General features: G+C 63.0%; 19 protein-coding genes. 3 read left to right on the forward strand and 16 right to left on the reverse strand.

Annotation, left to right across the window (positions count from 1 at the left end; all coding sequences use genetic code 11):
* Positions 1 to 214: 214 nt before the first annotated feature.
* From folD to ndk, 10 genes are all read right to left on the reverse strand, one after another.
* The gene (gene folD, locus ACVOLV_RS06315; protein ID WP_481553651.1) at positions 215 to 1,114 is read right to left on the reverse strand and encodes a bifunctional methylenetetrahydrofolate dehydrogenase/methenyltetrahydrofolate cyclohydrolase FolD; all 900 of its coding nucleotides are present in this window, start codon (positions 1,112 to 1,114) and stop codon (positions 215 to 217) included.
* Between the two features lie 62 nt (positions 1,115 to 1,176).
* The gene (locus tag ACVOLV_RS06320) at positions 1,177 to 3,036 is read right to left on the reverse strand and encodes a monovalent cation:proton antiporter-2 (CPA2) family protein (RefSeq protein WP_481553652.1); all 1,860 of its coding nucleotides are present in this window, start codon (positions 3,034 to 3,036) and stop codon (positions 1,177 to 1,179) included.
* Positions 3,037 to 3,116: 80 nt separating this feature from the next.
* Positions 3,117 to 4,256, reverse strand: coding sequence for a molybdopterin-synthase adenylyltransferase MoeB (gene moeB, locus ACVOLV_RS06325; RefSeq protein WP_481553653.1), 1,140 nt, complete (start codon positions 4,254 to 4,256; stop codon positions 3,117 to 3,119).
* 229 nt (positions 4,257 to 4,485) lie between these two features.
* On the reverse strand, positions 4,486 to 5,886 hold the full coding sequence (gene der, locus ACVOLV_RS06330) for a ribosome biogenesis GTPase Der (RefSeq protein ID WP_481553654.1): 1,401 nt from the start codon (positions 5,884 to 5,886) through the stop codon (positions 4,486 to 4,488).
* 12 nt (positions 5,887 to 5,898) lie between these two features.
* Positions 5,899 to 7,095 (reverse strand): outer membrane protein assembly factor BamB, encoded by a 1,197-nt coding sequence (gene bamB, locus ACVOLV_RS06335; RefSeq protein ID WP_481553655.1) that lies wholly within the window; start codon positions 7,093 to 7,095, stop codon positions 5,899 to 5,901.
* On the reverse strand, positions 7,095 to 7,736 hold the full coding sequence (locus ACVOLV_RS06340; protein WP_481553656.1) for a YfgM family protein: 642 nt from the start codon (positions 7,734 to 7,736) through the stop codon (positions 7,095 to 7,097). Before ACVOLV_RS06340 ends, bamB begins: the two co-directional genes overlap by 1 nt.
* A gap of 55 nt (positions 7,737 to 7,791) precedes the next feature.
* A complete protein-coding gene (locus ACVOLV_RS06345) occupies positions 7,792 to 8,631 on the reverse strand; it encodes a helix-turn-helix domain-containing protein (RefSeq protein ID WP_481553657.1) in 840 nt (279 codons plus the stop codon).
* A 6-nt stretch (positions 8,632 to 8,637) separates the two neighbouring features.
* On the reverse strand, positions 8,638 to 9,426 hold the full coding sequence (pilW, locus tag ACVOLV_RS06350; protein WP_481553658.1) for a type IV pilus biogenesis/stability protein PilW: 789 nt from the start codon (positions 9,424 to 9,426) through the stop codon (positions 8,638 to 8,640).
* Entirely contained in the window at positions 9,413 to 10,618 is a 1,206-nt protein-coding gene (gene rlmN / locus ACVOLV_RS06355) for a dual-specificity RNA methyltransferase RlmN (protein WP_481553659.1), read from the reverse strand. Before rlmN ends, pilW begins: the two co-directional genes overlap by 14 nt.
* 15 nt (positions 10,619 to 10,633) lie before the next feature.
* Positions 10,634 to 11,059, reverse strand: coding sequence for a nucleoside-diphosphate kinase (gene ndk, locus ACVOLV_RS06360; RefSeq protein WP_057628193.1), 426 nt, complete (start codon positions 11,057 to 11,059; stop codon positions 10,634 to 10,636).
* Positions 11,060 to 11,268: 209 nt separating this feature from the next.
* On the opposite strand from ndk, the gene ACVOLV_RS06365 reads away from it, so the two are divergent.
* The 3 genes from ACVOLV_RS06365 (at position 11,269) to ACVOLV_RS06375 (ending at position 15,617) form a co-directional block, all read left to right on the forward strand.
* Positions 11,269 to 11,922, forward strand: a complete 654-nt coding sequence (locus ACVOLV_RS06365; protein WP_303749721.1) for a TetR/AcrR family transcriptional regulator — start codon at positions 11,269 to 11,271, stop codon at positions 11,920 to 11,922.
* Positions 11,923 to 11,956: 34 nt separating this feature from the next.
* Complete coding sequence (locus ACVOLV_RS06370) at positions 11,957 to 14,329, forward strand: 3-hydroxyacyl-CoA dehydrogenase/enoyl-CoA hydratase family protein (protein ID WP_481553660.1); 2,373 nt, start codon at positions 11,957 to 11,959, stop codon at positions 14,327 to 14,329.
* Between the two features lie 79 nt (positions 14,330 to 14,408).
* Positions 14,409 to 15,617 (forward strand): acetyl-CoA C-acyltransferase, encoded by a 1,209-nt coding sequence (locus ACVOLV_RS06375; RefSeq protein ID WP_481553661.1) that lies wholly within the window; start codon positions 14,409 to 14,411, stop codon positions 15,615 to 15,617.
* Between the two features lie 257 nt (positions 15,618 to 15,874).
* Here ACVOLV_RS06375 and galU read toward each other — a convergent pair whose 3' ends face one another.
* The 6 genes from galU to ACVOLV_RS06405 all read right to left on the reverse strand — a co-directional run bounded on the left by galU (position 15,875) and on the right by ACVOLV_RS06405 (position 21,545).
* On the reverse strand, positions 15,875 to 16,753 hold the full coding sequence (galU, locus tag ACVOLV_RS06380; protein WP_481553662.1) for a UTP--glucose-1-phosphate uridylyltransferase GalU: 879 nt from the start codon (positions 16,751 to 16,753) through the stop codon (positions 15,875 to 15,877).
* On the reverse strand, positions 16,753 to 18,669 hold the full coding sequence (locus ACVOLV_RS06385) for a polysaccharide biosynthesis protein (protein ID WP_481553663.1): 1,917 nt from the start codon (positions 18,667 to 18,669) through the stop codon (positions 16,753 to 16,755). The genes galU and ACVOLV_RS06385 overlap by 1 nt, the downstream gene beginning before the upstream one ends.
* A 15-nt stretch (positions 18,670 to 18,684) precedes the next feature.
* Positions 18,685 to 19,659 (reverse strand): MraY family glycosyltransferase, encoded by a 975-nt coding sequence (locus tag ACVOLV_RS06390; RefSeq protein ID WP_481553664.1) that lies wholly within the window; start codon positions 19,657 to 19,659, stop codon positions 18,685 to 18,687.
* Complete coding sequence (gene lapB, locus ACVOLV_RS06395; protein ID WP_481553665.1) at positions 19,660 to 20,838, reverse strand: lipopolysaccharide assembly protein LapB; 1,179 nt, start codon at positions 20,836 to 20,838, stop codon at positions 19,660 to 19,662. It abuts the gene before it with no gap.
* Between the two features lie 6 nt (positions 20,839 to 20,844).
* The gene (locus tag ACVOLV_RS06400; RefSeq protein ID WP_481553666.1) at positions 20,845 to 21,141 is read right to left on the reverse strand and encodes a hypothetical protein; all 297 of its coding nucleotides are present in this window, start codon (positions 21,139 to 21,141) and stop codon (positions 20,845 to 20,847) included.
* A 98-nt stretch (positions 21,142 to 21,239) separates the two neighbouring features.
* Complete coding sequence (locus tag ACVOLV_RS06405) at positions 21,240 to 21,545, reverse strand: integration host factor subunit beta (RefSeq protein WP_057628209.1); 306 nt, start codon at positions 21,543 to 21,545, stop codon at positions 21,240 to 21,242.
* Positions 21,546 to 21,624: the final 79 nt, after the last annotated feature.

Below are 21,624 nucleotides of genomic sequence, written 5' to 3' on the forward strand. Positions count from 1 at the left end.
GGTCCCGGCCCGGGGGGTTGGGTCGGCGGCGCGCCGGGGGGCCGCCGTGCGCCGCCCCCCGCCCCCCCCGCGCCCACGCCCCCCCACTACATTGATGCTGTGTCGGGAAAGCCCCGTGCTGAGCACAACTCGACACTACCTGCTCCCTCCCTTTGGCGTAGCCAAGGGGAGGGCTGGGGAGGGGTAGCTTCTAAAGCTTGAAAGTCCTGAAGCCTCAGAACGACAAACCCTCGGCGCTGGCCTCGGCCGCCTCGATCGTGTTCTGCATCAGCGTGGCCACCGTCATCGGGCCAACGCCGCCCGGCACCGGGGTGATCCAGCTGGCCCGCTGCGCAGCCGCTTCAAAGCCGACATCGCCGACCAGGCGACCATCGTCCAGGCGGTTGATGCCAACGTCGATCACCACCGCACCCGGCTTCACCCATTCACCCGGGATCAGCTGCGGAATGCCCACCGCGACGACCAGGATGTCGGCGTTGCGCACGGCCTGTTCCAGCACGTCCTTGGGGGTGAACTTGTGGCAGCTGGTCACCGTGCAACCGGCGATCAACAGCTCCAACCCCATCGGCCGGCCGACATGATTGCTGACGCCGACGATGGTGGCATTGCGACCACGTACCGGTTGGTCGGTATGACCGAGCAACGTGGTGATGCCACGCGGGGTGCAGGGGCGCAGGCCGAACTCGCGCAGCACCAGATGACCCACGTTCTGCGGGTGGAACCCATCAACGTCCTTGCGCGGGTCGATGCGCTGGATCAGGCGGTTGGCATCGGGAATGCCCGGCAGCGGCAGCTGGATCAGGATGCCGTGGATCTTCGGATCAGCGTTGAGCTGATCGATCAGCTCCAGCAACTGCGCCTCGCTGGTGCCTTCCGGCAGGTCGTAGTCAAACGCCTCGATGCCGACCTTCTCGGCAGCACGGCGCTTGTTGCGCACGTACACCGAAGACGCCGGGTCGCCGCCCACCAGCACCACCGCCAGACCAGGCCGGGTACCGCCCGCGGCGAGCCGCGCGTCGACGCGCACCTTCAAATCGTCGAGCAGTTCCTCGGCGATGCGACGGCCGTCAAGGATGCGGGAGGTATGGGTGGAGGCGTCGGCGAGGACAGTCATGGGGCATGGCGGTGAACACGGGGGCGGCTATTGTCCCTGATTCCGGCCAAGGCCACACCTTGTCATGGCCCCGCCGCCCCGCCTGAATCGGCAGCGGCCGCCTCCCCTGCCCCGGCAATGGCGTCGGGATTGAGCGGACGCGACTCACGCCGCGGCGGGGTGAAGGGCGTCGGTGTCGGCGCTCCAGGCGTATTGCGGTACATCAGCCCGGTGTCGGCCTGCAGCCCGCCGCCGGCCATCTCCAGCTCGAAGCGTTCGGCATCGCGCCGACGGATCTCGCGCGCAACCACGTCAGCCTCATCTTCATCCACGCCCAGCTGCAGCAATGCTGCACGACCGAACTCCACCGCTGATTCGAAGGTCTCGCGGATCTGGAAATCCACCCCGGCATGTATCAGCGACAGCGAATGCTCGCGGTCGAATGAGCGCACCAGCAGCTTTGCCAGCGGGAACTCATGCCGCACCAATTCGACGATGCGATCCGCTGCAGCACGATCATCAACGCAGACCGCAATCGCGCGTGCGGTTTCCGCGCCGGAGGCGCGCAGCACATCCAGGCGCGTGCCATCGCCGTAATAGATCTTGAAGCCGAATCGGGTAGCGCTGCGGATCATGTCGATATCGTTGTCGATGATGGTCACGTCCACATCGCGCGCCAGCAGCGATTGGCTGGACACCTGACCAAAGCGCCCGAAGCCGATCACCAACACGCTGCCGGTGAGCCCATCGGCTGCATCCACGCCATCGGTGGAAACCTGCCCCTCCTTCACCAGCAGCCGGTACACCAGCATGCACAGCGGCGTCAGCGCCATCGACAGCACCACAACCGCGGTGAGATTCGCATTGACCTTGGCATCGATCACACCTGTGGTCGCAGCGGCTGCAAACAACACGAAGGCGAACTCACCGCCCTGCGCCATCAGCACGCCGCGGTCCAAAGCCTGGCGATGATCACTGCCCATCACCCGCGCCACGCCATAAATGCAGATCGCCTTGGCCAACATCATTGCCGGCACCAGCAGCGCGATCACCTTCCAATTGGCCGCCACCACCGAAAGATCCAGCGCCATGCCCACGCTGAGGAAGAACAGGCCAAGCAGGATGCCGCGGAACGGCTCGATGTCAGCTTCGATTTGATGGCGGAAGGTGGATTCGGACAACAGCACACCGGCGAGGAAGGCGCCCATCGCCATCGACAGCCCGCCCAGCTGCATCAGCAAGGCCGCACCCAACACCACCAGCAACGCCGCCGCCGTCATCACCTCTCGCGCCTTGGCCGCAGCGAGGATGCGGAACAAAGGATTGAGCAGGTAGCGCCCGACCAGCACAAGGCCAACGATGGCGCCCGCACCGATGGCGATGCTCGTCCAACGCGAGCCTTCATGCGCACCGATCTGCGCCGGCGCCATCCACGCCACTACGGCCAGCAACGGCACGATCAACAGGTCTTCAAACAACAGGATGGAGACAATCTTCTGCCCGGACGGCAAAGTCAGGTCGCCACGCTCGCCCAGCAGCTGCATCACCACTGCGGTCGAAGTCAGCACGAAACCGGCGGCGGCAATGAAGGCGATCTGCGGGCGGTAGCCAAACAGGATTGCGACGCCGGTAAGGACCACGGCACAGGTAACGATCTGCGCCGTGCCCAGGCCAAAGATTTCGCCGCGCAGGCTCCATAGGTGCGACGGCCGCATTTCCAGGCCGATCACGAACAGGAACATCACCACGCCCAGCTCGGCCACATGCAGGATGGCCTGCGGATCGGAGAACCAGCCGAAACCGAACGGGCCGATGGCCAAGCCGGCGACGAAGTAGCCCAGCACCGAGCCCAGCCCCAGCCGTCTGAACAGGGGAACAGCCACCACCGCAGCGCCAAGCAGGGCGACTACCTTTACCAGTTCCTGTGAGGATTCCGCCGCCATGCCTTGCCACCTTGTAATCGTGTAGCCGCACGATAAAGCAAAAAACCCACAGAACTGCCCATTCCCCGCGCTTTTTCAATTCAAGGCGAATGCGAACAGAACGCTGCGTAATCGATATATCCGGGGAATGGAACGCCGGGCGCGCACAACGGGCAGGCCGGATCGGCATGCACACGGGTCTCGCGGAAGCGCATCTGCAGAGCATCAAAACGCAGCAAACGCCCGGCCAATGGCTCGCCTATATCCAGCAACAGCTTCAACACCTCGGTCGCCTGCATCACCCCGGCCAACCCGGGCAGCACACCCAGCACGCCGGCCTCGGAACAGTTGGGCGCGAATTCAGGCGGCGGCGGTTCCGGGAACAGGCAGCGGTAGCACGGCGCCACACCGCGCTGACGACCCGCGTCAAACACACTGACCTGCCCATCGAAGCGCTCGATGGCAGCATAGACCAAGGGCTTGGCGTGCTTGATGCAGGCATCGTTGAGCAGGTAGCGCAGCGGGAAGTTGTCCGAGCCATCCAGCACCACATCCACATCCTGCAACAGGACATCGATGTTGGCCGAAGTGACACGCTCGGCGATCGCCTCGACCTCGATCTGCGGGTTCAGCGCCATCAGACGCTGGCGCGCAGAGTCCACCTTGGCTGTGCCCAAGGCAGCTTCGGTATGGATGATCTGCCGCTGCAGGTTGCTACGCTCGACCACGTCGTCATCGACAATCCGCAGCCTGCCGACCCCGGCTGCGGCGAGATAGAACGCTGCCGGGGCACCCAAGCCGCCTGCCCCCAGCACCAGTACTGTCGATTGCTGAAGCCGCCGCTGGCCGGTTTCGCCCACCTGCGGCAGCAGCAAGTGCCGTGAATAGCGGTCGTAGAAGTCGCGCTCGCCGGCATCCAGCATCGGCTGAACCAAGGGCAGACCTGCTGTCCGCCAGGCGACAGTGCCGCCGCTTACCGAAGACAGATTGGTGTAGCCGGCGTCCTGCAATGCGTGCGCGGCGTCGGCAGAGCGCTTGCCGCTCTGGCAGATCAGCAGGATCTCGCGCCCAGCTGACGGCAGGTGCTGCGCCGGGCTGGCGAGCAGCTCCGCCTTTGCAACGCCGATTGCACCTTCCGCCATGCCGCCTGCCCGCTCGTGCGCCTCACGCACATCGATCAGCAATGCGCCATCTGAGTGGCGGGCGCGGGCCTGTTCTGGGGTGAGTTCGCGGATGCTCATGATCGGATTATCAGCCAAACCAGGGCAGACGACAGAAATGGCTTTGGGCTTTGGGCTTTGGGCTTTGGGCTTTGGGCTTTGGGCCTTTAGAGCTCGTCAGTCCCGACCAAGGCGGGAAAACCCAGCGATTCCCTAGCCCGGATCTCAAAACCGACCAAAAACAAAAGCGGCCTGTCGGCCGCTTTTGTCTACATCACTCGGTACGCTTGAGCCGCGTCCCGGGCCTGAATCACTTCCTTCCCTTGACGTGCTTCATCAGGCGCCGCTTGGCCTTGACCTGGCGGTCCGTCAACACGTTCTTCTTGCCCTCGTACGGGTTGGCACCCTCTCGGAACAGGAAGGTCACCGGCGTACCCACCAGCTTGAAACGCTTGCGGAAGAAATTTTCCAGGTAACGCTTATACGAATCCGGCAGTTCCTTCAGGCGCGTACCGTGCACGATGAAGGTTGGCGGATTGCTGCCGCCCGGATGCACATAACGCAGCTTGGAAACGTGGCCACGGATGCTCGGCGGCGGATTGGCTTCATACGCCACTTCCAACGCCTTGTTGACTTCGGCGGTGCTGAACTCATGCGTCGCCGACGCATGCGCGCGGTGAATCGCCTTGAACAACTCGCGCAGGCCGGAACCATGCAGCGCGGAAATCCGCACGTTCTCGGCCCACGGCACGAAGCCCAGCTTCAGCGACAACAGGGTTTCAGCCTGCTGCTTGTCGTACTCGCTCAAGCCATCCCACTTGTTGATGGCAATAACCAAGGCACGACCGGCATCCAGCACTGCACCCAGCACGCTGGCGTCCTGATCGGTCACGCCTTCGTGGGCGTCCAGCATCAGCACCGCCACCTGGCATTGCTCGATCGAGCGCAGCGTCTTGACCACGCTGAACTTCTCGACCACTTCGTCCACGCGCGACTTGCGACGCAGGCCTGCGGTGTCGATCAAGCGATACAGCTCACCCTCGCGATCCAGATCCACTGCGATCGAATCGCGGGTGGTACCGGGCACTTCGGAGGCGATCATGCGCTCCTCGCCGAGGATGCGATTCACCAGCGTCGACTTGCCCACATTCGGGCGGCCAACGAAGGCAATGCGGATGCGATTCGGATCGTTGTCCAGGGTTTCGGCCGTGCCTTCTTCCGGCAGACGGCCGACAACCTCTTCGACCAGATCGTCGATGCCCTGCCGATGCGCGGCAGAGACGGTCAACATCTCGCTGAAGCCGTAACGGGAAAACTCCGAACGAACGGCATGTTCGTCCGTACCGTCGATCTTGTTGATCAACAGCAGGGTAGGCCGCGCAAGCTTGCGCAGCCAAGACAGGATCTCGTCATCCAGGGCCGACGTGCCATCACGCGCGTCAACAACAAATACGATCAGATCCGCCTCACCGGCGGCGGCTCGGGCTTGGCGCGCGGTGGCGCCAGCCAGCCCTTCCTCTTCACCGGCAATACCACCGGTATCGACGATCAGGAAGGGATTGTCCTCATCTAGACGGCAAACACCGTAGTTGCGATCGCGGGTAACACCCGGCTGGTCATGTACCAGCGCATCGCGCGTACGGGTCAACAGATTGAAAATGGTGGACTTACCGACGTTCGGTCGTCCAACCAGGGCGACCAAAGGCAGCATCGCTATGACTCCTTATTGGGCCAACCGGAATGCGGTCAGCTTTCCATCAACGTTCTGCACCAGCAGGATGCCGTCAGCAACGACCGGCTGCGCCAGCAGAGCATCACCACCGCTCTTCTCACGCGCCGCAAACTCGCCATCGCTCAACCGCAGCCAATGCAGATATCCCTTGTAGTCCCCCACCACGGCATAGTCACCCTGGATGGCGGCACCGGTCAGCGAGCGGCGCGCCAGCGCCTGCTGTGACCACATTGCCGAGCCGGAGGTTTTATCCAGCCCGTAAACCGAACCCTTGCCATCGGTGACCACGACATTGCCCGAGGACACTGCAACACCACCGCCACCGCCGTGGTCACGCGACCACATCGGACGACCGGTCGGGCCTTCAATGGCCATGGTTTCGTTCTTGAAGCTGGTCACGAACAGCGTGTTGCCTTCCAGCACCGGCGCGCCATCGATGTCGGCCATGCGCTCCAGTTCGGTACGGCCTTCCGGCGTACCCACCATTTGCTCCCACAGCGGACGACCGTCCTGCATCGACAGCGCAGCGACGGTGCCGTCGTCATTGCCGATGAACAGCACGCCCGGACCGGTAACGACCGGCGCATTGCCACGCACGGTCAGCGACGGCAGTTCCTGCGAATTGAACCAACGCTGTTCGCCGGTAGCTGCGTCCAGTGCGGTGGTGCGGCCATCGTTGCTGCGCACGAACACCAGACCCTGTGCCACGGCCGGAGCGGCGATCACTTCACCGGTGACCTTGGACTTCCACTTTTCGCTGCCATTGGCCGCGTCCAGTGCGATCACCTGCCCGTCCAGCGTGCCGATCACCACCAGGCCATCGCCAACACCGGGACCACCGGAAAGACGCAGCTTGGGCTTCTTCTTTTCCTTGGCCGGGCTGTACTCCCATACCTGCTTGCCAGTCTGCAGATCCAGCGCATGCACGCCGCCCTGCACTGCAGCGGCATACACGCGACCATCAGCCACCACCGGCGCCTGCCGCAGGCCGATACGGCCCTCGCCCTTGCCGACATTCGCCGACCAGATCTTGTCGACCTTGGCGCTGGCCTCGAACTTGGTCAGTTCAGCAGGCTCCAGCGCCTTCTTGGCCGCCGCATCCTTGCCCGCAAACCAACCCTTGACCGTGGAACAACCGGTCAATGCCACTGCCATCAAGGCAACGCCTGCAACATGCTTGAACTTCATCAATTCTTCTCCGCTGCAGGATCAGCCACGGTGCCGCCGGCGTCCATCAATTTGGTTTCCAGCAAGCGGCGCTGCGGTGCAGCCACGTCCAGCTTGGCCAGCGCTTGGGTGTACAGCTCACGAGCCTCATCGCGCTTGTTCTGCGCCATCAACGCATCGGCGCGGATTTCCAGACCCGCGCTGTCGTCAGCGGCGCCCAGCAAGGTCGCAGCTTCCGCCGGCTTGCCGGTCTCGATCAGCAGGCGCGCAATGCGCTGGTCGATCAAGGCCTTGAACTCACCCTCGGTCTTGAGCGCACGTAGGGTCTTGATCGCGTCATCGTACTTGCCCGCTTCGACCTGGGCCTTGGCCAGTTCCAGCGATGCCAGATCGGAATAGATGCTGGCTTTGCCACCACCCAGTGCCGCAACTTCCTTGGCCGCCTCGTCCAGATTCTTGGACTGCAGGCTGCGCGAGACGGCTTCGTAACGGATGTTGGCGTCGGCAAGCTTGCCGACCTGCTCTTTCTGCCACCACTGCCAGCCGGCAATAGCGCCAATACCGAGAACTACTCCGCCGATAATCCCGGCGCCATTCTTGCGCAGCCACGTGCGGACACGTTCGCTTTGTTCGTGCTCGTCGAGCAGGTCGTCAATCGCCATGCGTACTCTCGCTCACCCTGGCGGGGAGCCTTGTTGTTTTGTTCGACGCCTGGTTTCAGTGTGAAACCGGCGCCACGGAGCCGTCAGAGGATACCGTAAAGCGGGCCACATTGCCGCGCTTGTAGGGTGTCAGGTCGACGTTACCCGCCGCCTGCTGAACCTCGACCTCGGCGGCATTACCCAGCACCATCCGCCCCACCTGACCAGCAGCGAAGCTGCGGCTCTCGCCCGCACGTATCAGGGCCTTTTCGACCGTGGCACCATCCGGCGCGGAGATTTCCACCCAGCTGTCACCCTTGAAATTCAGGGTCAGCGTTGACGGCGTGGCAGCCGCCGGACGCGCCAGCGGTGCCATCGAAGCGATATACGGACCAGTGTCGGCCGGCTGCACCGGCGCTGCAGCAGGCGCCTGAACAGGCGGCACCAACTGCCCGGCAGCCTCCGTCGCTGGCACCACGTCGAGCGAGGCCGTGCTTGGCGGAGCACTGTTGGAGTTGCCGCTGATCACGTACCAGACCGGTACCGCCAGCACTGCCGTGATCACCACGTAGACCGCCCGGCGACCGATATTTTCGGCCGCGCGCTTCAGCCGCGGGGTATGGGTGTGACTGACCAGCTTCGGCGGCTCGACCGGCGCGATCCGCGCCTGTTCCAGCAGCCCACCCAGATCAACCTTCAACAAGCGCGCATAACTGCGTAGCTGGCCACGCACAAAAACCGGCGCCCCCAGACGCGACCATTGCTCGCCTTCCAGTGCCGACACTACCTGCACTGGCATATGCAACTGACCAGCAACCTGATCCAGCGACAGCCCGGCGGCCTCACGCGCCTTGCGCAGCTGCTCACCGCACCCCATTACACCTTCTAAAGCACCTACACCCGGATCATTGATCACAATGCGTCAGCCTTGGGAATTCGAGGTTGCAGCTGAAGGAAACTCTTCGCGCAACCGCTGTTGGAACCGACCGGCCGCCATCCTGTCGCCGAGTCGCTCTTCAATCTGAATGGCAAGTTGTAACACGGAAACCGTGGCCGGCGCAGCCGCCAAACGCCGCTGGTAGAAGGCCCGGGCTTCGAAATAGCGCCCCTGCAGCACTTCGTTGCGGGTCATGGACTCCAATGCATAGGCATTTGCTGGCGCCAAAGCCAGTGCCTGGCGAAGGTTTTCCTCGGCACGTTCGCGCTGCCCGGCATCCAAAGCGCAGCCACCCGCATTGGCCAGGGCGTCAGCCCGCGCGCCGTAGTCCGGATCAGCCAAGGCACGATCAAACCAGACCAGGGCCTCTGCCGGGTGACCGCTGCCGCACAGCCAGGCACCGTAGTTATTGAGCACATCGCCCTGTTTCGGGGCCAGCTCGGCCGCCTTACGGTAGAGCTCACCAGCCGCCTCGGCCTGGCCCCTATGCCCCTCGATCACCGCCTGCATGGTGTAGGCATCGGGCAATTTTGGCTCAAGCTTCTGCGCCGAGCGCGCGAATTCCAGCGCCTCGTCCAACTGACCGCGACCAAAGCGATCACCCGACAGGCGCAGGAACTCCTGATAGCGCATCCGCTTATGGGCGGCCTTGTCCTGCTTGATGCTGTAGTCCGGCGCCACGATGTCCGGGCGGCCGATTTTCAGATTGTCCCGCCCGCACGCTGCGAGCAGCGCAACCAGGAAGATCAGCAGCCAGCGATCAGGCGACCGCATCACCGCCGTCCTGTTCCTGCAGCAGGCGATTGAACTCGGCCTGGCGACGGGTACGGTCCATCACCTGGCCCTTGAGCTGGCCACAGGCCGCATCGATGTCGTCGCCACGGGTACGACGCACCATCGTCAGCACCTGCGAGTCGAGCAGGATCTTCTGGAAGGCGCGGATCTGTTCCTCGCCGGAGCGCTCATAGCGCGTGCCCGGGAACGGATTGAACGGAATCAGATTGACCTTGCCTGAGTCCTTGGCCTGCACGGCGTTATCGAACTGGCGCATCAGCCGCGCCAGCTGGCGGGCGTGCTCGGGCTGGTCGTTGATGCCCTTCATCAGCGTGTATTCGAAGGTCACCGAGTCGCGCTTCTTGTTGCCGCGCAGGTAACGTGCGCAGGAAGCCATCAACTCGGCAATCGGGTACTTCTTGTTGAGCGGCACCAGCGTCTCGCGCAGCTCGTCGTTCGGCGCATGCAGCGACACCGCCAGCGACACATCGCTCTCAACCGAGAGACGATCGATCTGCGGCACCAGGCCCGAGGTGGACAAGGTCACGCGCTTGTTGGCCAAACCGTAGCCCAGGTCATCGCGCATGATGCTCATCGCGCGGATGACGTTGTCGAAATTCATCAACGGCTCGCCCATGCCCATCATCACCACGTTGGTGAGACGGCGCATCTGGTGCGGCACGTTGCCCAGGTGACGCGCAGCAACCCACACCTGGCCGATGATCTCGGCGGTGGTCAGGTTGCGGTTGAAGCCCTGGGTGGCGGTCGAACAGAAGGTGCAGTTCAAACCGCAGCCGACCTGCGAGGACACGCACAGCGTGCCGCGGGTCTTGTCGGGGATGTAGACGGTTTCGATGGCGTTCTTGCCATCCACGCCCATCGCCAGCAACCACTTGTGGGTGCCATCGGTGGACGGCTTGTCGAACACGATGTTCGGGACGACGACCTCGGCATGCTGCTGCAGCTTGGCGCGCAGCGACTTGCCGAGGTCGGTCATCTGATCGAAATCGGTGACGTAGCGATGGTGGATCCACTTCATCACCTGATGGGCACGGAACTTCTGCTCGCCGAGGATATCGACGAAGAAATGCTCCAAGCCCGCGCGATCAAGGTCGAGCAGGTTCTGCTTGCCAGCTTTTGCTGCCGTTTTCGGCAACGGCTGGATGGCGGGTGTCTGTACGACCTCGTTCACGACTTCAACCTCTAATTAACGCGAAACAACTTCGGTAGCAGCAAAGAAGTAAGCAACTTCATTGGCTGCGTTCTCGACCGAATCCGAACCGTGAGCGGCATTGGCGTCGATCGAATCAGCGAAGTCAGCGCGGATGGTGCCCGGCGCTGCGTCCTTCGGATTGGTGGCGCCCAGCAGGTCGCGGTGAGCCAGCACGGCGTTCTCGCCTTCCAGCGCCTGGATCATCACCGGGCCGGAGATCATGAACTCAACCAGCGCGTTGAAGAACGGACGCTCGCGGTGCACGGCGTAGAAGCCTTCGGCTTCACGGCGCGACAGCTGCTTGTACTTGGCAGCGACAACCTTCAGGCCTGCCTTTTCGAAGCGGGCGTAGATTTCGCCGATCACGTTCTTGGCAACGGCGTCGGGCTTGATGATGGAAAGAGTGCGCTCGAGCGCCATGGGAATTCTCCGGTAGTGGGCCGGTCGGCCCGAGGGTACATGAAAAAACCCGCGTGCGGACGCGGGCTTAGCCTGAATTGCGGTGGCTAATTCTACCGGGTGCCCCCGACGTTTGCACAGCGGCAGATGAATGATGCTGCGCCGCAGCATGACCTGAACGACCAGCCGGGCGTAGGATCCAAACAATCGTTTGATTGATTGAGCCAGCCATGGGCAAACCCGCCAGCTTCTCCACCAAGGACCGCATCCTCGGCGCGGCCGAGGAACTGTTCGCCCAGTACGGCTTTGCCGGCACTTCACTGCGCCAGGTAACCAGTCACGCCGATGTAAACATTGCTGCGGTCAACTACCACTTCGGGTCCAAGGACAACCTGGTCAATGAAGTGTTCCGCCGCCGCATGGACGAGATGACCGCCGCCCGCCTCGGCCAGCTGGAGCGGGCGCGCAGCGCCCAACCCGGCGACCTGCGCGCGGTCTTGGCCGCCTTCGTCGAGCCAGCGCTGGCCCTGGCCCAGGACCGCCAGAGCGGCGGTGCCTTTGTCCGCGTCATCGCCCGCGCCTATGCGGAGAAGAACGACAACCTGCGCAAGTTCCTGTCCGATCACTACGGCCATGTATTGCGCGAGTTCGGCAAGGCCATCGACGCCTGCATCCCGGGCCTGAGCAAGGAAGAGCTGTACTGGCGGCTGGATTTCCTCGCCGGCTCGCTGACCTACGCCATGGCCGATTTCGGGCTGATCAAGCGCCCGCACAACATCAGCGAGGCCGAGCACCGCAGCAAGGCCGCGCAGGAATTGATCCATTTCGCCGAAGCCGGGTTCCGCGCCAGCGTGCGTAATCCGACCTCCCCCGTCGTTCCCTGATCCAACCGTCATCGCAGACCAAAGGTTTATCGATATGTCCAATTCCCTGCTTGTCCGCCGCGCCGCCGTACTTGGCGCAGGCGTCATGGGTGCGCAGATCGCCGCCCACCTGACCAATGCCGGCGTCGACACCGTGCTGTTCGACCTGGCCGCCAAGGAAGGTCCTGCCGACGGCATCGTGCTCAAGGCCATTGCCAACCTCGGCAAGCTGAGCCCGGCCCCGCTGGCCAGCAAGGCGCTGGCCGAAGCCATCACCCCGGCCAACTACGACTCCGGCCTGGAACAGCTGCGCGACTGCGACCTGATCATCGAAGCCATCGCCGAACGGATGGACTGGAAGCAGGACCTGTACAAGAAGATCGCGCCGTTCGTGAACGAACACGCGGTACTGGCTTCCAACACCTCGGGCCTTGGCATCAACAAGCTGGCCGACGTACTGCCGGAAGAACTGCGCCATCGCTTCAGCGGCGTGCATTTCTTCAACCCGCCGCGCTACATGCACCTGGCCGAGCTGATCCCGGCCAAGACCACCGACAAGTCGGTGCTGGAAGGCCTGGAAACCTTCCTGACCACCAACCTGGGCAAGGGCGTGGTCTATGCCAAGGACACCCCGAACTTCATCGGCAACCGCATCGGCGTGTTCTCGATCCTGTCGACCATCCACCACACCCAGCAGTTCGGCCTGGGCTTTGACGAGGTGGACGGCCTGACCGGCCCGCTGGTCGGCCGCCCGAAGTCGGCGACCTACCGCACCTCCGACGTGGTCGGCCTGGACACCATGGCCCACGTCATCAAGACCATGGGCGACACCCTGCCTGACGACCCGTGGCACAAGTACTTCAACGCACCGGCATGGCTGGGCGCGCTGATCGGCAAGGGTGCACTGGGCCAGAAGACCGGCGCCGGCATCTTCCGCAAGGTCGGCAAGGACATCATGGTCGTCGACCTTGAGAAGCAGGACTACCGTCCGGCCGACCGCGTTGCCGCACCGGAAGTGGTCGAGATCCTGAAGATCAAGAACCCGGCAGAAAAGTTCGCCAAGCTGCGCGAAAGCCAGCATCCGCACGCGCAGTTCCTGTGGGCGACGTTCCGCGACCTGTTCCACTACAGCGCCTACCACCTGGCCGACATCGCCGAAACCGCGCGCGACGTCGATCTGGCCATCCGCTGGGGCTATGGCTGGTCGCTGGGCCCGTTCGAGACCTGGCAGGCTGCCGGTTGGAAGCAGGTGGCGCAGTGGATTGCCGACGACATCGCCGCCGGCAAGAGCATGAGCAATGCGCCGTTGCCGGCGTGGGTGCTGGACGGCCGTGATGGCGTGCATGCCGCCGAAGGCAGCTACAGCCCGTCGCAGAATGCATTGGTGCCGCGCTCGTCGCTGCCGGTGTACCAGCGCCAGCGCTTCCCGGATGCACTGCTGGGCGAGAAGTTCGCGCAGGGCGAAACCGTGTTCGAGAACGACGGCATCCGTCTGTGGACCGACGGCGACGGCATCGGCGTCATCAGCTTCAAGACCAAGATGAACACCGTCTCCGACCAGGTATTGGACGGCATCCAGCACGCCATCGGCCTGTCCGAGAAGCAGTTCAAGGGCGTGGTGATCTGGCAGAACAAGGAGCCCTTCTCTGCCGGTGCCGATCTGTCCGGCGCGTTGGGCGCACTGAAGGCTGGCAAATTCGCCGAGTTCGAAGCGATGGTGGCCAACTTCCAGCGCACCAGCCAGCGCATCAAGTACGCCACCGTGCCGGTGGTGACTGCAGTGCGCGGCCTGGCACTGGGCGGCGGCTGCGAATTCCAGATGCATGCGGCCAAGTCGGTTGCGGCGCTGGAAAGCTATATCGGTCTGGTTGAGGCCGGCGTCGGCCTGCTGCCGGCCGGTGGTGGCCTGAAGGAAATCGCCGTGCGCGCCTCGCAGGCCGCAGGTCCGGACGGCGACGTGTTCGCCGAACTGAAGAAGACCTTCGAAACTGTTGCCATGGCCAAGGTCTCCAACTCGGCGGTCAACGCCAAGGAACTGGGCCTGATGCGCGGCACCGACAAGGTCGTGTTCAACAGCTTCGAGCTGCTGCACATCGCCAAGGCCGAAGTCACCGCGCTGGCCGAAGGCGGCTACCGTCCGCCGATGCCGGCACGCCGCATCCGCGTGGCCGGCGACGTTGGCATTGCCACCTTCAAGATGATGCTGGTCAACATGCTGGAAGGCCGCTTCATCAGCCCCTACGACTACGAGATCGCCGAACGCATCGCCACCGTGTTGTGCGGCGGCAAGGTCGACCGCAACAGCGTGGTCGACGAAGAGTGGCTGCTGACCCTGGAGCGCAAGCACTTCGTCGAACTGGCCCAGCAGGAAAAAACCCAGGCCCGCATCGCGCACATGCTGACCACCGGCAAGCCGCTGCGGAACTGAGTGAGCGTGCTTTGGGGTGGCGCTGCCAGCGCCGCCCTCGCCCGCCCTCACGCTCACACCTATTGAAGAGATCACTGCAATGACCAAGCAAATCCAGGACGCCTACATCGTCGCCGCCACCCGCACCCCGGTTGGCAAGGCGCCCAAGGGCATGTTCCGCAACACCCGTCCGGACGACATGCTCGCCCACGTACTCCGCTCCGTGGTCGCGCAGGCCCCCGGCGTGGACGTCAACCGCATCGACGACGCCATCATCGGCTGCGCCATGCCCGAAGCCGAGCAAGGCATGAACGTGGCACGCATCGGCGTGCTGCTGGCCGGCCTGCCCAACACCATCGCCGCACAGACGGTAAACCGCTTCTGCTCGTCCGGTCTGCAGGCCGTGGCGATGGCTGCCGACCAGATCCGCCTGGGCAACAGCGACCTGATGCTGGCCGGTGGCACCGAGTCGATGTCGATGGTGCCGATGATGGGCAACAAGATCGCGATGGCACCGAGCGTGTTCGACAACGACCACGTCGCCATTGCCTACGGCATGGGCATCACCGCCGAGAAGGTCGCCGAGGAATGGAAGGTCTCGCGCGAAGAACAGGACGCGTTCGCCCTGGCTTCGCACCAGAAAGCCATTGCCGCGATCCAGAATGGCGAGTTCAAGGACGAGATCAGCCCCTACGACATCGTCTCGCACCTGCCTGACGTCGCCGATGGCAAGCGCATCATCACCCGCAACAAGCTGGCCGATACCGACGAAGGCCCGCGCCTGGATTCCTCCATCGAAGGTTTGGCCAAGCTGCGCCCGGTGTTCCGCAATGGCCAGTTCGGCGGTTCGGTCACCGCCGGCAACTCCTCGCAGATGAGCGATGGTGCCGGTGCGGTGCTGCTGGCTTCGGAGCAGGCGATCAAGGACTACGGCCTCACCCCGCTGGCCCGCTTCGTCAGCTTCTCGGTCGCCGGCGTGCGTCCGGAAGTGATGGGCATCGGCCCGATCGCGGCGATCCCGAAGGCACTGAAACAGGCCGGCCTGAGTCAGGATCAGCTGGACTGGATCGAGCTCAACGAAGCCTTCGCCGCGCAGTCGCTGGCGGTGATCCGCGATTGCGGCCTGGACCCGTCCAAGGTCAACCCGTTGGGCGGTGCCATCGCCCTGGGTCACCCGCTGGGCGCTACCGGCGCGATTCGTACCGCCACCCTGCTGCACGGCCTGCGCCGTCGCCAGCAGAAGTACGGCATGGTGACCATGTGTATCGGTACCGGCATGGGCGCTGCGGGTATCTTTGAATCGCTGTAAGCGGTTTGCTGTTGCGCTGATTGAAGAAGGCGGCCTTATGGCCGCCTTCTTCGTTGATTTCCCCGCCCCCTGGCCACTGTCGGAAACACATGTAGTGCCGAGCCATGCTCGGCAGGCGCTTTCCCGATAAAGCCCCACCGCAGCACGACTACGCTCTACAGAACAGCAGCAGCCCCAAGAAAGCAAAAAGGCGGCCTCCCGGCCGCCTTTCAACAACGCTGACAAACAAGATCAGCGTCCACAATGCCAGCCAGCACTCACTCCGCCAGCATCTTCTGCATCATCGCGCGCGCCGGCCCAGCCAGCTTTTCGTTCTCCAGCGCAAAACGCACGGTGGCCTCGACCAGACCCAGATGCGTACCGCAGTCAAAACGCGTGCCTTCAAAGCGATACGCATCCACCTGCTCGGTCTTGAGCAGCTGCGCAATTGCATCGGTCAGCTGGATTTCGCCACCGGCGCCGGTGCCGGTTGCTTCCAGCAACTCGAAGATCTTCGGGCTAAGTACATAGCGGCCAACGACCGCCAGGTCGCTCGGCGCATCTTCCGGCTTCGGCTTCTCGACGATCTGGGTGATGTGCCCCTTGCGACCATCGAACTTGTCGGTCGCAACGATGCCGTAGCTGCCAGTCTTGTCATGCGGCACGTCTTCAACCGCGATGACGCTGGCGCCACTGGCCTGGTTCAGATCCGCCATCTGCTTCAGCGCGCCCTCGCCACGGTTCCAGATCAGATCGTCCGGCAACAGCACCGCGAACGGCTCATCACCGACAATCGCCTTTGCGCACAGTACCGCGTGGCCAAGCCCAAGCGCCTCTGTCTGGGTCACGAACACCGCACGCACGCCCTTCGGCAGTACATGGCGGATCAGCTCCAACTGCTCCTGCTTGCCGGCGCGTTCAAGCTTCTGCTCCAGCTCGTAGGCCTTGTCGAAGTAATCAGCCACCGCGTGCTTGTAACGGTTGGTGATGAAGATCAGGGTGTCGCAGCCGGCCTCGATCGCTTCATCGACGGCGTACTGGATCAGCGGCCGGTCAATGATCGGCAGCATCTCCTTGGGCACAGTCTTGGTTGCCGGCAGGAAACGCGTTCCAAGCCCGGCAACGGGGAATACCGCTTTTTTGATTCGACCGTGCATCAGTGGCTTCTTCCAGCTTCTTTGGTAGTGGGGAACGGCACGATATTGGCAGTGCCGGTTTGCAGCGCAGCGTCTTCGGCGGGCATGAACTCGGGAATGGTGGTCCCCAGGATGTGCCGCATCGTCTCGACATCGTAGGCGGCAACCGCCTTCCTCAGCGCCGCCACATTGTTCAAGACCAACTCCGGCGAGAACTCACGGACGCCGGCAGCCATCACCTTCGGATGCGCGGTCGGCTGGCAATTCTCATCCGCGTAGAACAGGCTTTCATGCAGCTTTTCGCCCGGCCGCAAGCCGGTATAGATGATGGGAATATCAATCCCCGGCTGCTTGCCCGCCAAGCGGATCATCTGTTCTGCAAGGTGGCGGATGAAAACTGGTTCGCCCATATCCAGCATGTAGATCGCGCCGCGCGACGAGGAAGCGGCAGCCTGCAGAATCAGCAGGCAGGCTTCGGGAATAGTCATGAAGTAGCGACTCACGTCGGGATGGGTCACGGTGATTGGCCCCCCCTTGCGAATCTGCTCACGGAACATCGGCACCACGCTACCCACCGAGCCCAGCACATTGCCAAAACGCACCGTAACAAACCGGGTTTGAGGGGCGCGTTTGTTCAGGCTCTGGCAGATCATCTCCGCGTACCGCTTGGTCGCGCCCAGTGCATTGGCCGGGTCAACCGCTTTGTCAGTGGAGATGAACACAAAATTCTCGACGCCCGACTCGATACAGGCGGTGGCCACGCACTCCGTGGACAAGGTGTTGTTGCGCACGGCCTCGCGCAGCTGCGCCTCCAGAAGCGGAACCTGCTTGTAAGCGGCAGCATGGAATACGGTATCTGGGTTGTAGCTACGCAAGGCGTGACGGATCACGGCCGGATCACCGCAGTCCCCAAGCACGCCATGAACCTCCAGGTCTGGAAAGCTCCTGCGCAGCTCGGCCTGGATATTGATCATCAGCAGCTCGCTGATCTCCAGCACCACGATCCGCGATATGCCATGTCGCGCACATTGCCGACACAGCTCCGAACCAATCGATCCGCCGCCACCGGTAACCAGTACCGTACGCCCACGCAACCAGCTGCGCAGCAATTCCCAGTCCGGCAGGATCGGCTTGCGCCCGAGCAGGTCTTCAATAGCGACCTCCTTGAGCTGCCCGGGCAGCGAACTGCCTTCCAGGATATCCACCAATCGCGGGACCGTGCGAAAAGGCAGCCCGGTGCGCTCACACAGACTGACCACGCGCTGCATGCCCGCAGCATCGAGGGTAGGTATGGCGATGACAAGCAGCTTGGCCGCGGTCTCACGCGCTACCGACGCAACACTGTCCAGCGTCCCCAGAATCGGAGCGCCATGCAGATTCGCCCCCTGCAGGTGAGGCGAATCATCCAGCAGGCCGACAGGCTCATAGTGTCCTGAGCGACGCAGGTCCTTGATGAGGGACTCTGCCGCCCGTCCGGCGCCAAGTACCAGGACCCGGGTTGCACGCACATCCGAGTGCTGCGCCTGGTAGTCCTTCCACGCACGATAGAGCAGCCGAGGGGTACCCAGGAGTGCAGACAACGCAAACGGGTAGACCACCAGCACTGACATTGGAATGCCTTCCAATCGGCGGTAGGAGAACACCACCACGATTGCCAGCAGCCCGATGAAGCTGGCTTTGAAGATATTGATCAGGTCGGCGACAGAGGCGAACCGCCAAAGACCGCGGTACAGGCCAACCTTCCAGAACGCCAGCGCCTGCACGCCAACCACCACCACCGCGTCCCAGGACAGCCAAGGCATCGCGGGCGCGGCATCCAACAGCGCGTAACGCGCCATCAGCAGCACCTGCCAACACAGCCACACCATGATCAGGTCGTGCAGCATCACCGCGTAACGCGGAGCACCACCTGCAAAGCGCTCATGCCAAGATGCCATAGAAAACTCTAGTCCTTATCTAAATGCCGTTGCACGCAGGAACATCCACACCGCTGCCGTAGCAGTCAGCCAGATAACGCCCCCTGCCCACCCCCAACCTAGGGGAAGCCTTGAAAATTGCGCTGCAAGTGTAAGCCCCACAAGGGTGAAGAGCGCATAACCCAACGTAACAACCTCGTGACTGCATTCACGTTTCACGAAACGTTGATAAAGGTGCTGGGTATGCGGCTGCATCCAGCGCTCCCCCTTCAACATGCGTGACAGCAGCGTGAAGCCTGCATCTGCCAGAAATACGGCAGGCAGCATCAGCCAAAGCACTGGAGCGGTGTCGCTCACGCCCAAGCCCAGCGCCAGCAGGCCGGCGACCAGATAGCCAAGTGCGCCGCTGCCTACGTCCCCCATGAAGATCCGGGCACGAGGGAAGTTGAAAGGAAGGAAGCCCGCACATCCAGCTGCCAGCGCCCAACCGGCCAACGCGTAGCTACCGGGCAGCAAGCACGCAGCCCCAACCCCGACCAGGATTGCCTGGGTGGTTGCCAAGCCATTGATGCCATCCATGAAGTTCCAGATGTTCACCAACGAAACGGCCAGGCCAAAACAGAACACGGCTTTGATCAGGCTGCCAGTACCAAACCAGACGATTCCACCCAGCATCAGTCCGGCCAGCAGGTGCACGCACAGCCGCGGCAGCGCCGGCAAGGAGCGATGGTCATCCCACCAGCCGATTCCGGCGACCAGCAGCAGGCCCAGTGCAAACACCAGCAGGGGAACCGCATGCGAGGGCATCAAAGCCACCCCAAGGCCGCAGGCAAGCAATTGCGATGCAACTATACCGATGCCACCGCCGCGTGGCGTGGATACGTTATGACTGCGACGTTCACCCGGCTGGTCGATCAACTGCCGCCAGCGTGCGTAGCGGATTGCCAGCCAGGTGGCCGTCGCTGCGGCGATGAACACCAGCAGCAACAACCAGTAATGCAACCCCGGCACTCAGAGTACCGCGTAGTTCAACAGCGGCTTGACCGTACCCCATTCCTTGCAGCTTGGGCACTGCCAGTGATGGGTGCGCGCGCCAAAACCACAACGCGTGCAGCGATATGCCGGGTTACGCACCAGCAGCTGGTCGGTGATGTGCTTGAGATCCTGCAGGGTCGCAACCGGGTCTGCACCTTCGGCCAAGGTCAGGTCGATCAGCGCGGACTCGCCGCGCACCGAAGGCCGATCCTTCAACTGGCGGCCCAGATAGGCTCGCGCAGGTGCGGTGCCCTCCTGCTCTTCCATCAGACGGGTGAGTGCCAGCACCGGCGCGATGCCGCGGTAGTGCTCGGTCATCTCCGCCAGGAAGGCACGTGCGCCGGCAATGTCACCAACATTGCGGTAGTTCTTCACCAGCTGCGGCAGGATCTCCGGCAGGTAATCCGGGTCATTGCGCGCGGCCCGCTCGAATGCGCGTACTGCGGCCTCATCATTGCCGAAGTCGCTTTCCAGTCGGCCTTCGATGATGCCCGCACGCACACTCATCGCGTCGGCCACGTTGGCCCGATTGATGGCAGCACGCGCATCGTCCAGGCGGCCCGCTGCACGATAGCGCTCGGCCAGCTCGCACTCGAACTGACCAATCAACTTGCCCATCGGCTCGTCGGTCACCGCTTCATAGCGGGTGGCGTTCTCGATGGCCTTTTCCCAATCGCGCTCGGCCTGGTAGATGCTGATCAGGTGCTTCAAGGCCTGCGGCGCACGCTGGTCCAGTTGCGCCAACTCGGTGAAGACGGTTTCGGCGCGATCCAGGAGGCCGGACTTCATATAGTCCTCGCCCAATGCAAGCAAGGCCTGCACGCGCTGCGCATCACTCAGGTCATTGCGATTGACCAGCCCCTGGTGCAAGCGGATTGCGCGGTCCACTTCGCCGCGACGGCGGAACAGGTGACCCAGAGCCACCTGGGTCTCGAAGGTTTCCTTGTCCAGCTCGGCGATATGCAGGAACAGCTCGATGGCCTTGTCAGGCTGCTCGTTGAGCAGGTAGTTGAGGCCACGGAAATACGTACTGGAAAGACGGCTTACCTGGTTCTCACTATGGCGCTGACCGCCACGACGGCCCACGACCCAGCCGCCTAGCGCGGCAATCGGCAGGAACAGGAAGAACCAGAACCACTCACTGATGAAGGCCATCGTTGCTCAGCGTCCGTCAAAGGGAGATGGCGTCGGTGCGACTGGCGCGACCGGCTCAGCCGTTGCAGTCGCGGCCTTGTTGGCGCGACGCAGCTTGGCGTACATCGGGATGACCAGCGCAGCCATCACCAGGCCGCCACCGACCAGGGCACCCAGCAGCAGCGATGCGATGATCGCGATACCGGAAGTGGTCTTGAGCACCCAGAACGCAAGGCTGATATCAATTGCCTGGGAGTTGAGCGAGCCGATCACCAGCCCCCCTATCAACACCGCCAGCAGGATTACTAATCGAACGATCTTCATGCGCCGGCTTACTCCTGTAACAAGAGCCCGTAGCTTACCGTTCAGCGCATGAATTCGCAGCATTCAATCTGCCGCGGAATACTCAAGCGATACTTGACTCAGGCCGGGTCACTTTCCAGCGGAACGACCGAACTGACGCGCTCGCGCAGCTCCTTGCCCGGCTTGAAATGCGGCACATGCTTACCCGGCAGCGCGACCGACTCACCGGTCTTCGGATTGCGGCCCAGACGCGGCGGGCGGTAATGCAGGGAAAAACTACCGAAACCGCGGATCTCGATACGGTCGCCGGAGGACAGCGCCCCACCCATCATTTCCAGCAACGACTTCACCGCCAGATCGACATCATCAGCCTTCAGGTGCGCCTGGTGGCGCGCGAGGATTTCGATCAATTCGGATTTGGTCATTGCGTACTCGTCAATGGCAGGGTCTTACCCTGAAACGGCCCGGCCTGATGTCCGGGCCGCCAGGTCAAATCTACAACAG

It is taken from the genome of Stenotrophomonas sp. STEN023 (assembly GCF_056760135.1).

Excerpts from the sequence above, each read along its gene's own strand:
- folD (WP_481553651.1), bottom strand. The coding sequence starts at position 1,114 with ATGACTGTCCTCGCCGACGCCTCCACCCATACCTCCCGCATCCTTGAC.
- ACVOLV_RS06365 (WP_303749721.1), top strand. The coding sequence starts at position 11,269 with ATGGGCAAACCCGCCAGCTTCTCCACCAAGGACCGCATCCTCGGCGCG.
- lapB (WP_481553665.1), bottom strand. The coding sequence starts at position 20,838 with ATGGCCTTCATCAGTGAGTGGTTCTGGTTCTTCCTGTTCCTGCCGATT.
- pilW (WP_481553658.1), bottom strand. The coding sequence starts at position 9,426 with ATGCGGTCGCCTGATCGCTGGCTGCTGATCTTCCTGGTTGCGCTGCTC.
- ACVOLV_RS06400 (WP_481553666.1), bottom strand. The coding sequence starts at position 21,141 with ATGAAGATCGTTCGATTAGTAATCCTGCTGGCGGTGTTGATAGGGGGG.
- ACVOLV_RS06375 (WP_481553661.1), top strand. The coding sequence starts at position 14,409 with ATGACCAAGCAAATCCAGGACGCCTACATCGTCGCCGCCACCCGCACC.
- ndk (WP_057628193.1), bottom strand. The coding sequence starts at position 11,059 with ATGGCGCTCGAGCGCACTCTTTCCATCATCAAGCCCGACGCCGTTGCC.
- ACVOLV_RS06405 (WP_057628209.1), bottom strand. The coding sequence starts at position 21,545 with ATGACCAAATCCGAATTGATCGAAATCCTCGCGCGCCACCAGGCGCAC.
- galU (WP_481553662.1), bottom strand. The coding sequence starts at position 16,753 with ATGCACGGTCGAATCAAAAAAGCGGTATTCCCCGTTGCCGGGCTTGGA.
- ACVOLV_RS06370 (WP_481553660.1), top strand. The coding sequence starts at position 11,957 with ATGTCCAATTCCCTGCTTGTCCGCCGCGCCGCCGTACTTGGCGCAGGC.
- der (WP_481553654.1), bottom strand. The coding sequence starts at position 5,886 with ATGCTGCCTTTGGTCGCCCTGGTTGGACGACCGAACGTCGGTAAGTCC.
- ACVOLV_RS06340 (WP_481553656.1), bottom strand. The coding sequence starts at position 7,736 with ATGGCGATTGACGACCTGCTCGACGAGCACGAACAAAGCGAACGTGTC.
- bamB (WP_481553655.1), bottom strand. The coding sequence starts at position 7,095 with ATGAAGTTCAAGCATGTTGCAGGCGTTGCCTTGATGGCAGTGGCATTG.
- ACVOLV_RS06385 (WP_481553663.1), bottom strand. The coding sequence starts at position 18,669 with ATGGCATCTTGGCATGAGCGCTTTGCAGGTGGTGCTCCGCGTTACGCG.
- ACVOLV_RS06320 (WP_481553652.1), bottom strand. The coding sequence starts at position 3,036 with ATGGCGGCGGAATCCTCACAGGAACTGGTAAAGGTAGTCGCCCTGCTT.
- moeB (WP_481553653.1), bottom strand. The coding sequence starts at position 4,256 with ATGAGCATCCGCGAACTCACCCCAGAACAGGCCCGCGCCCGCCACTCA.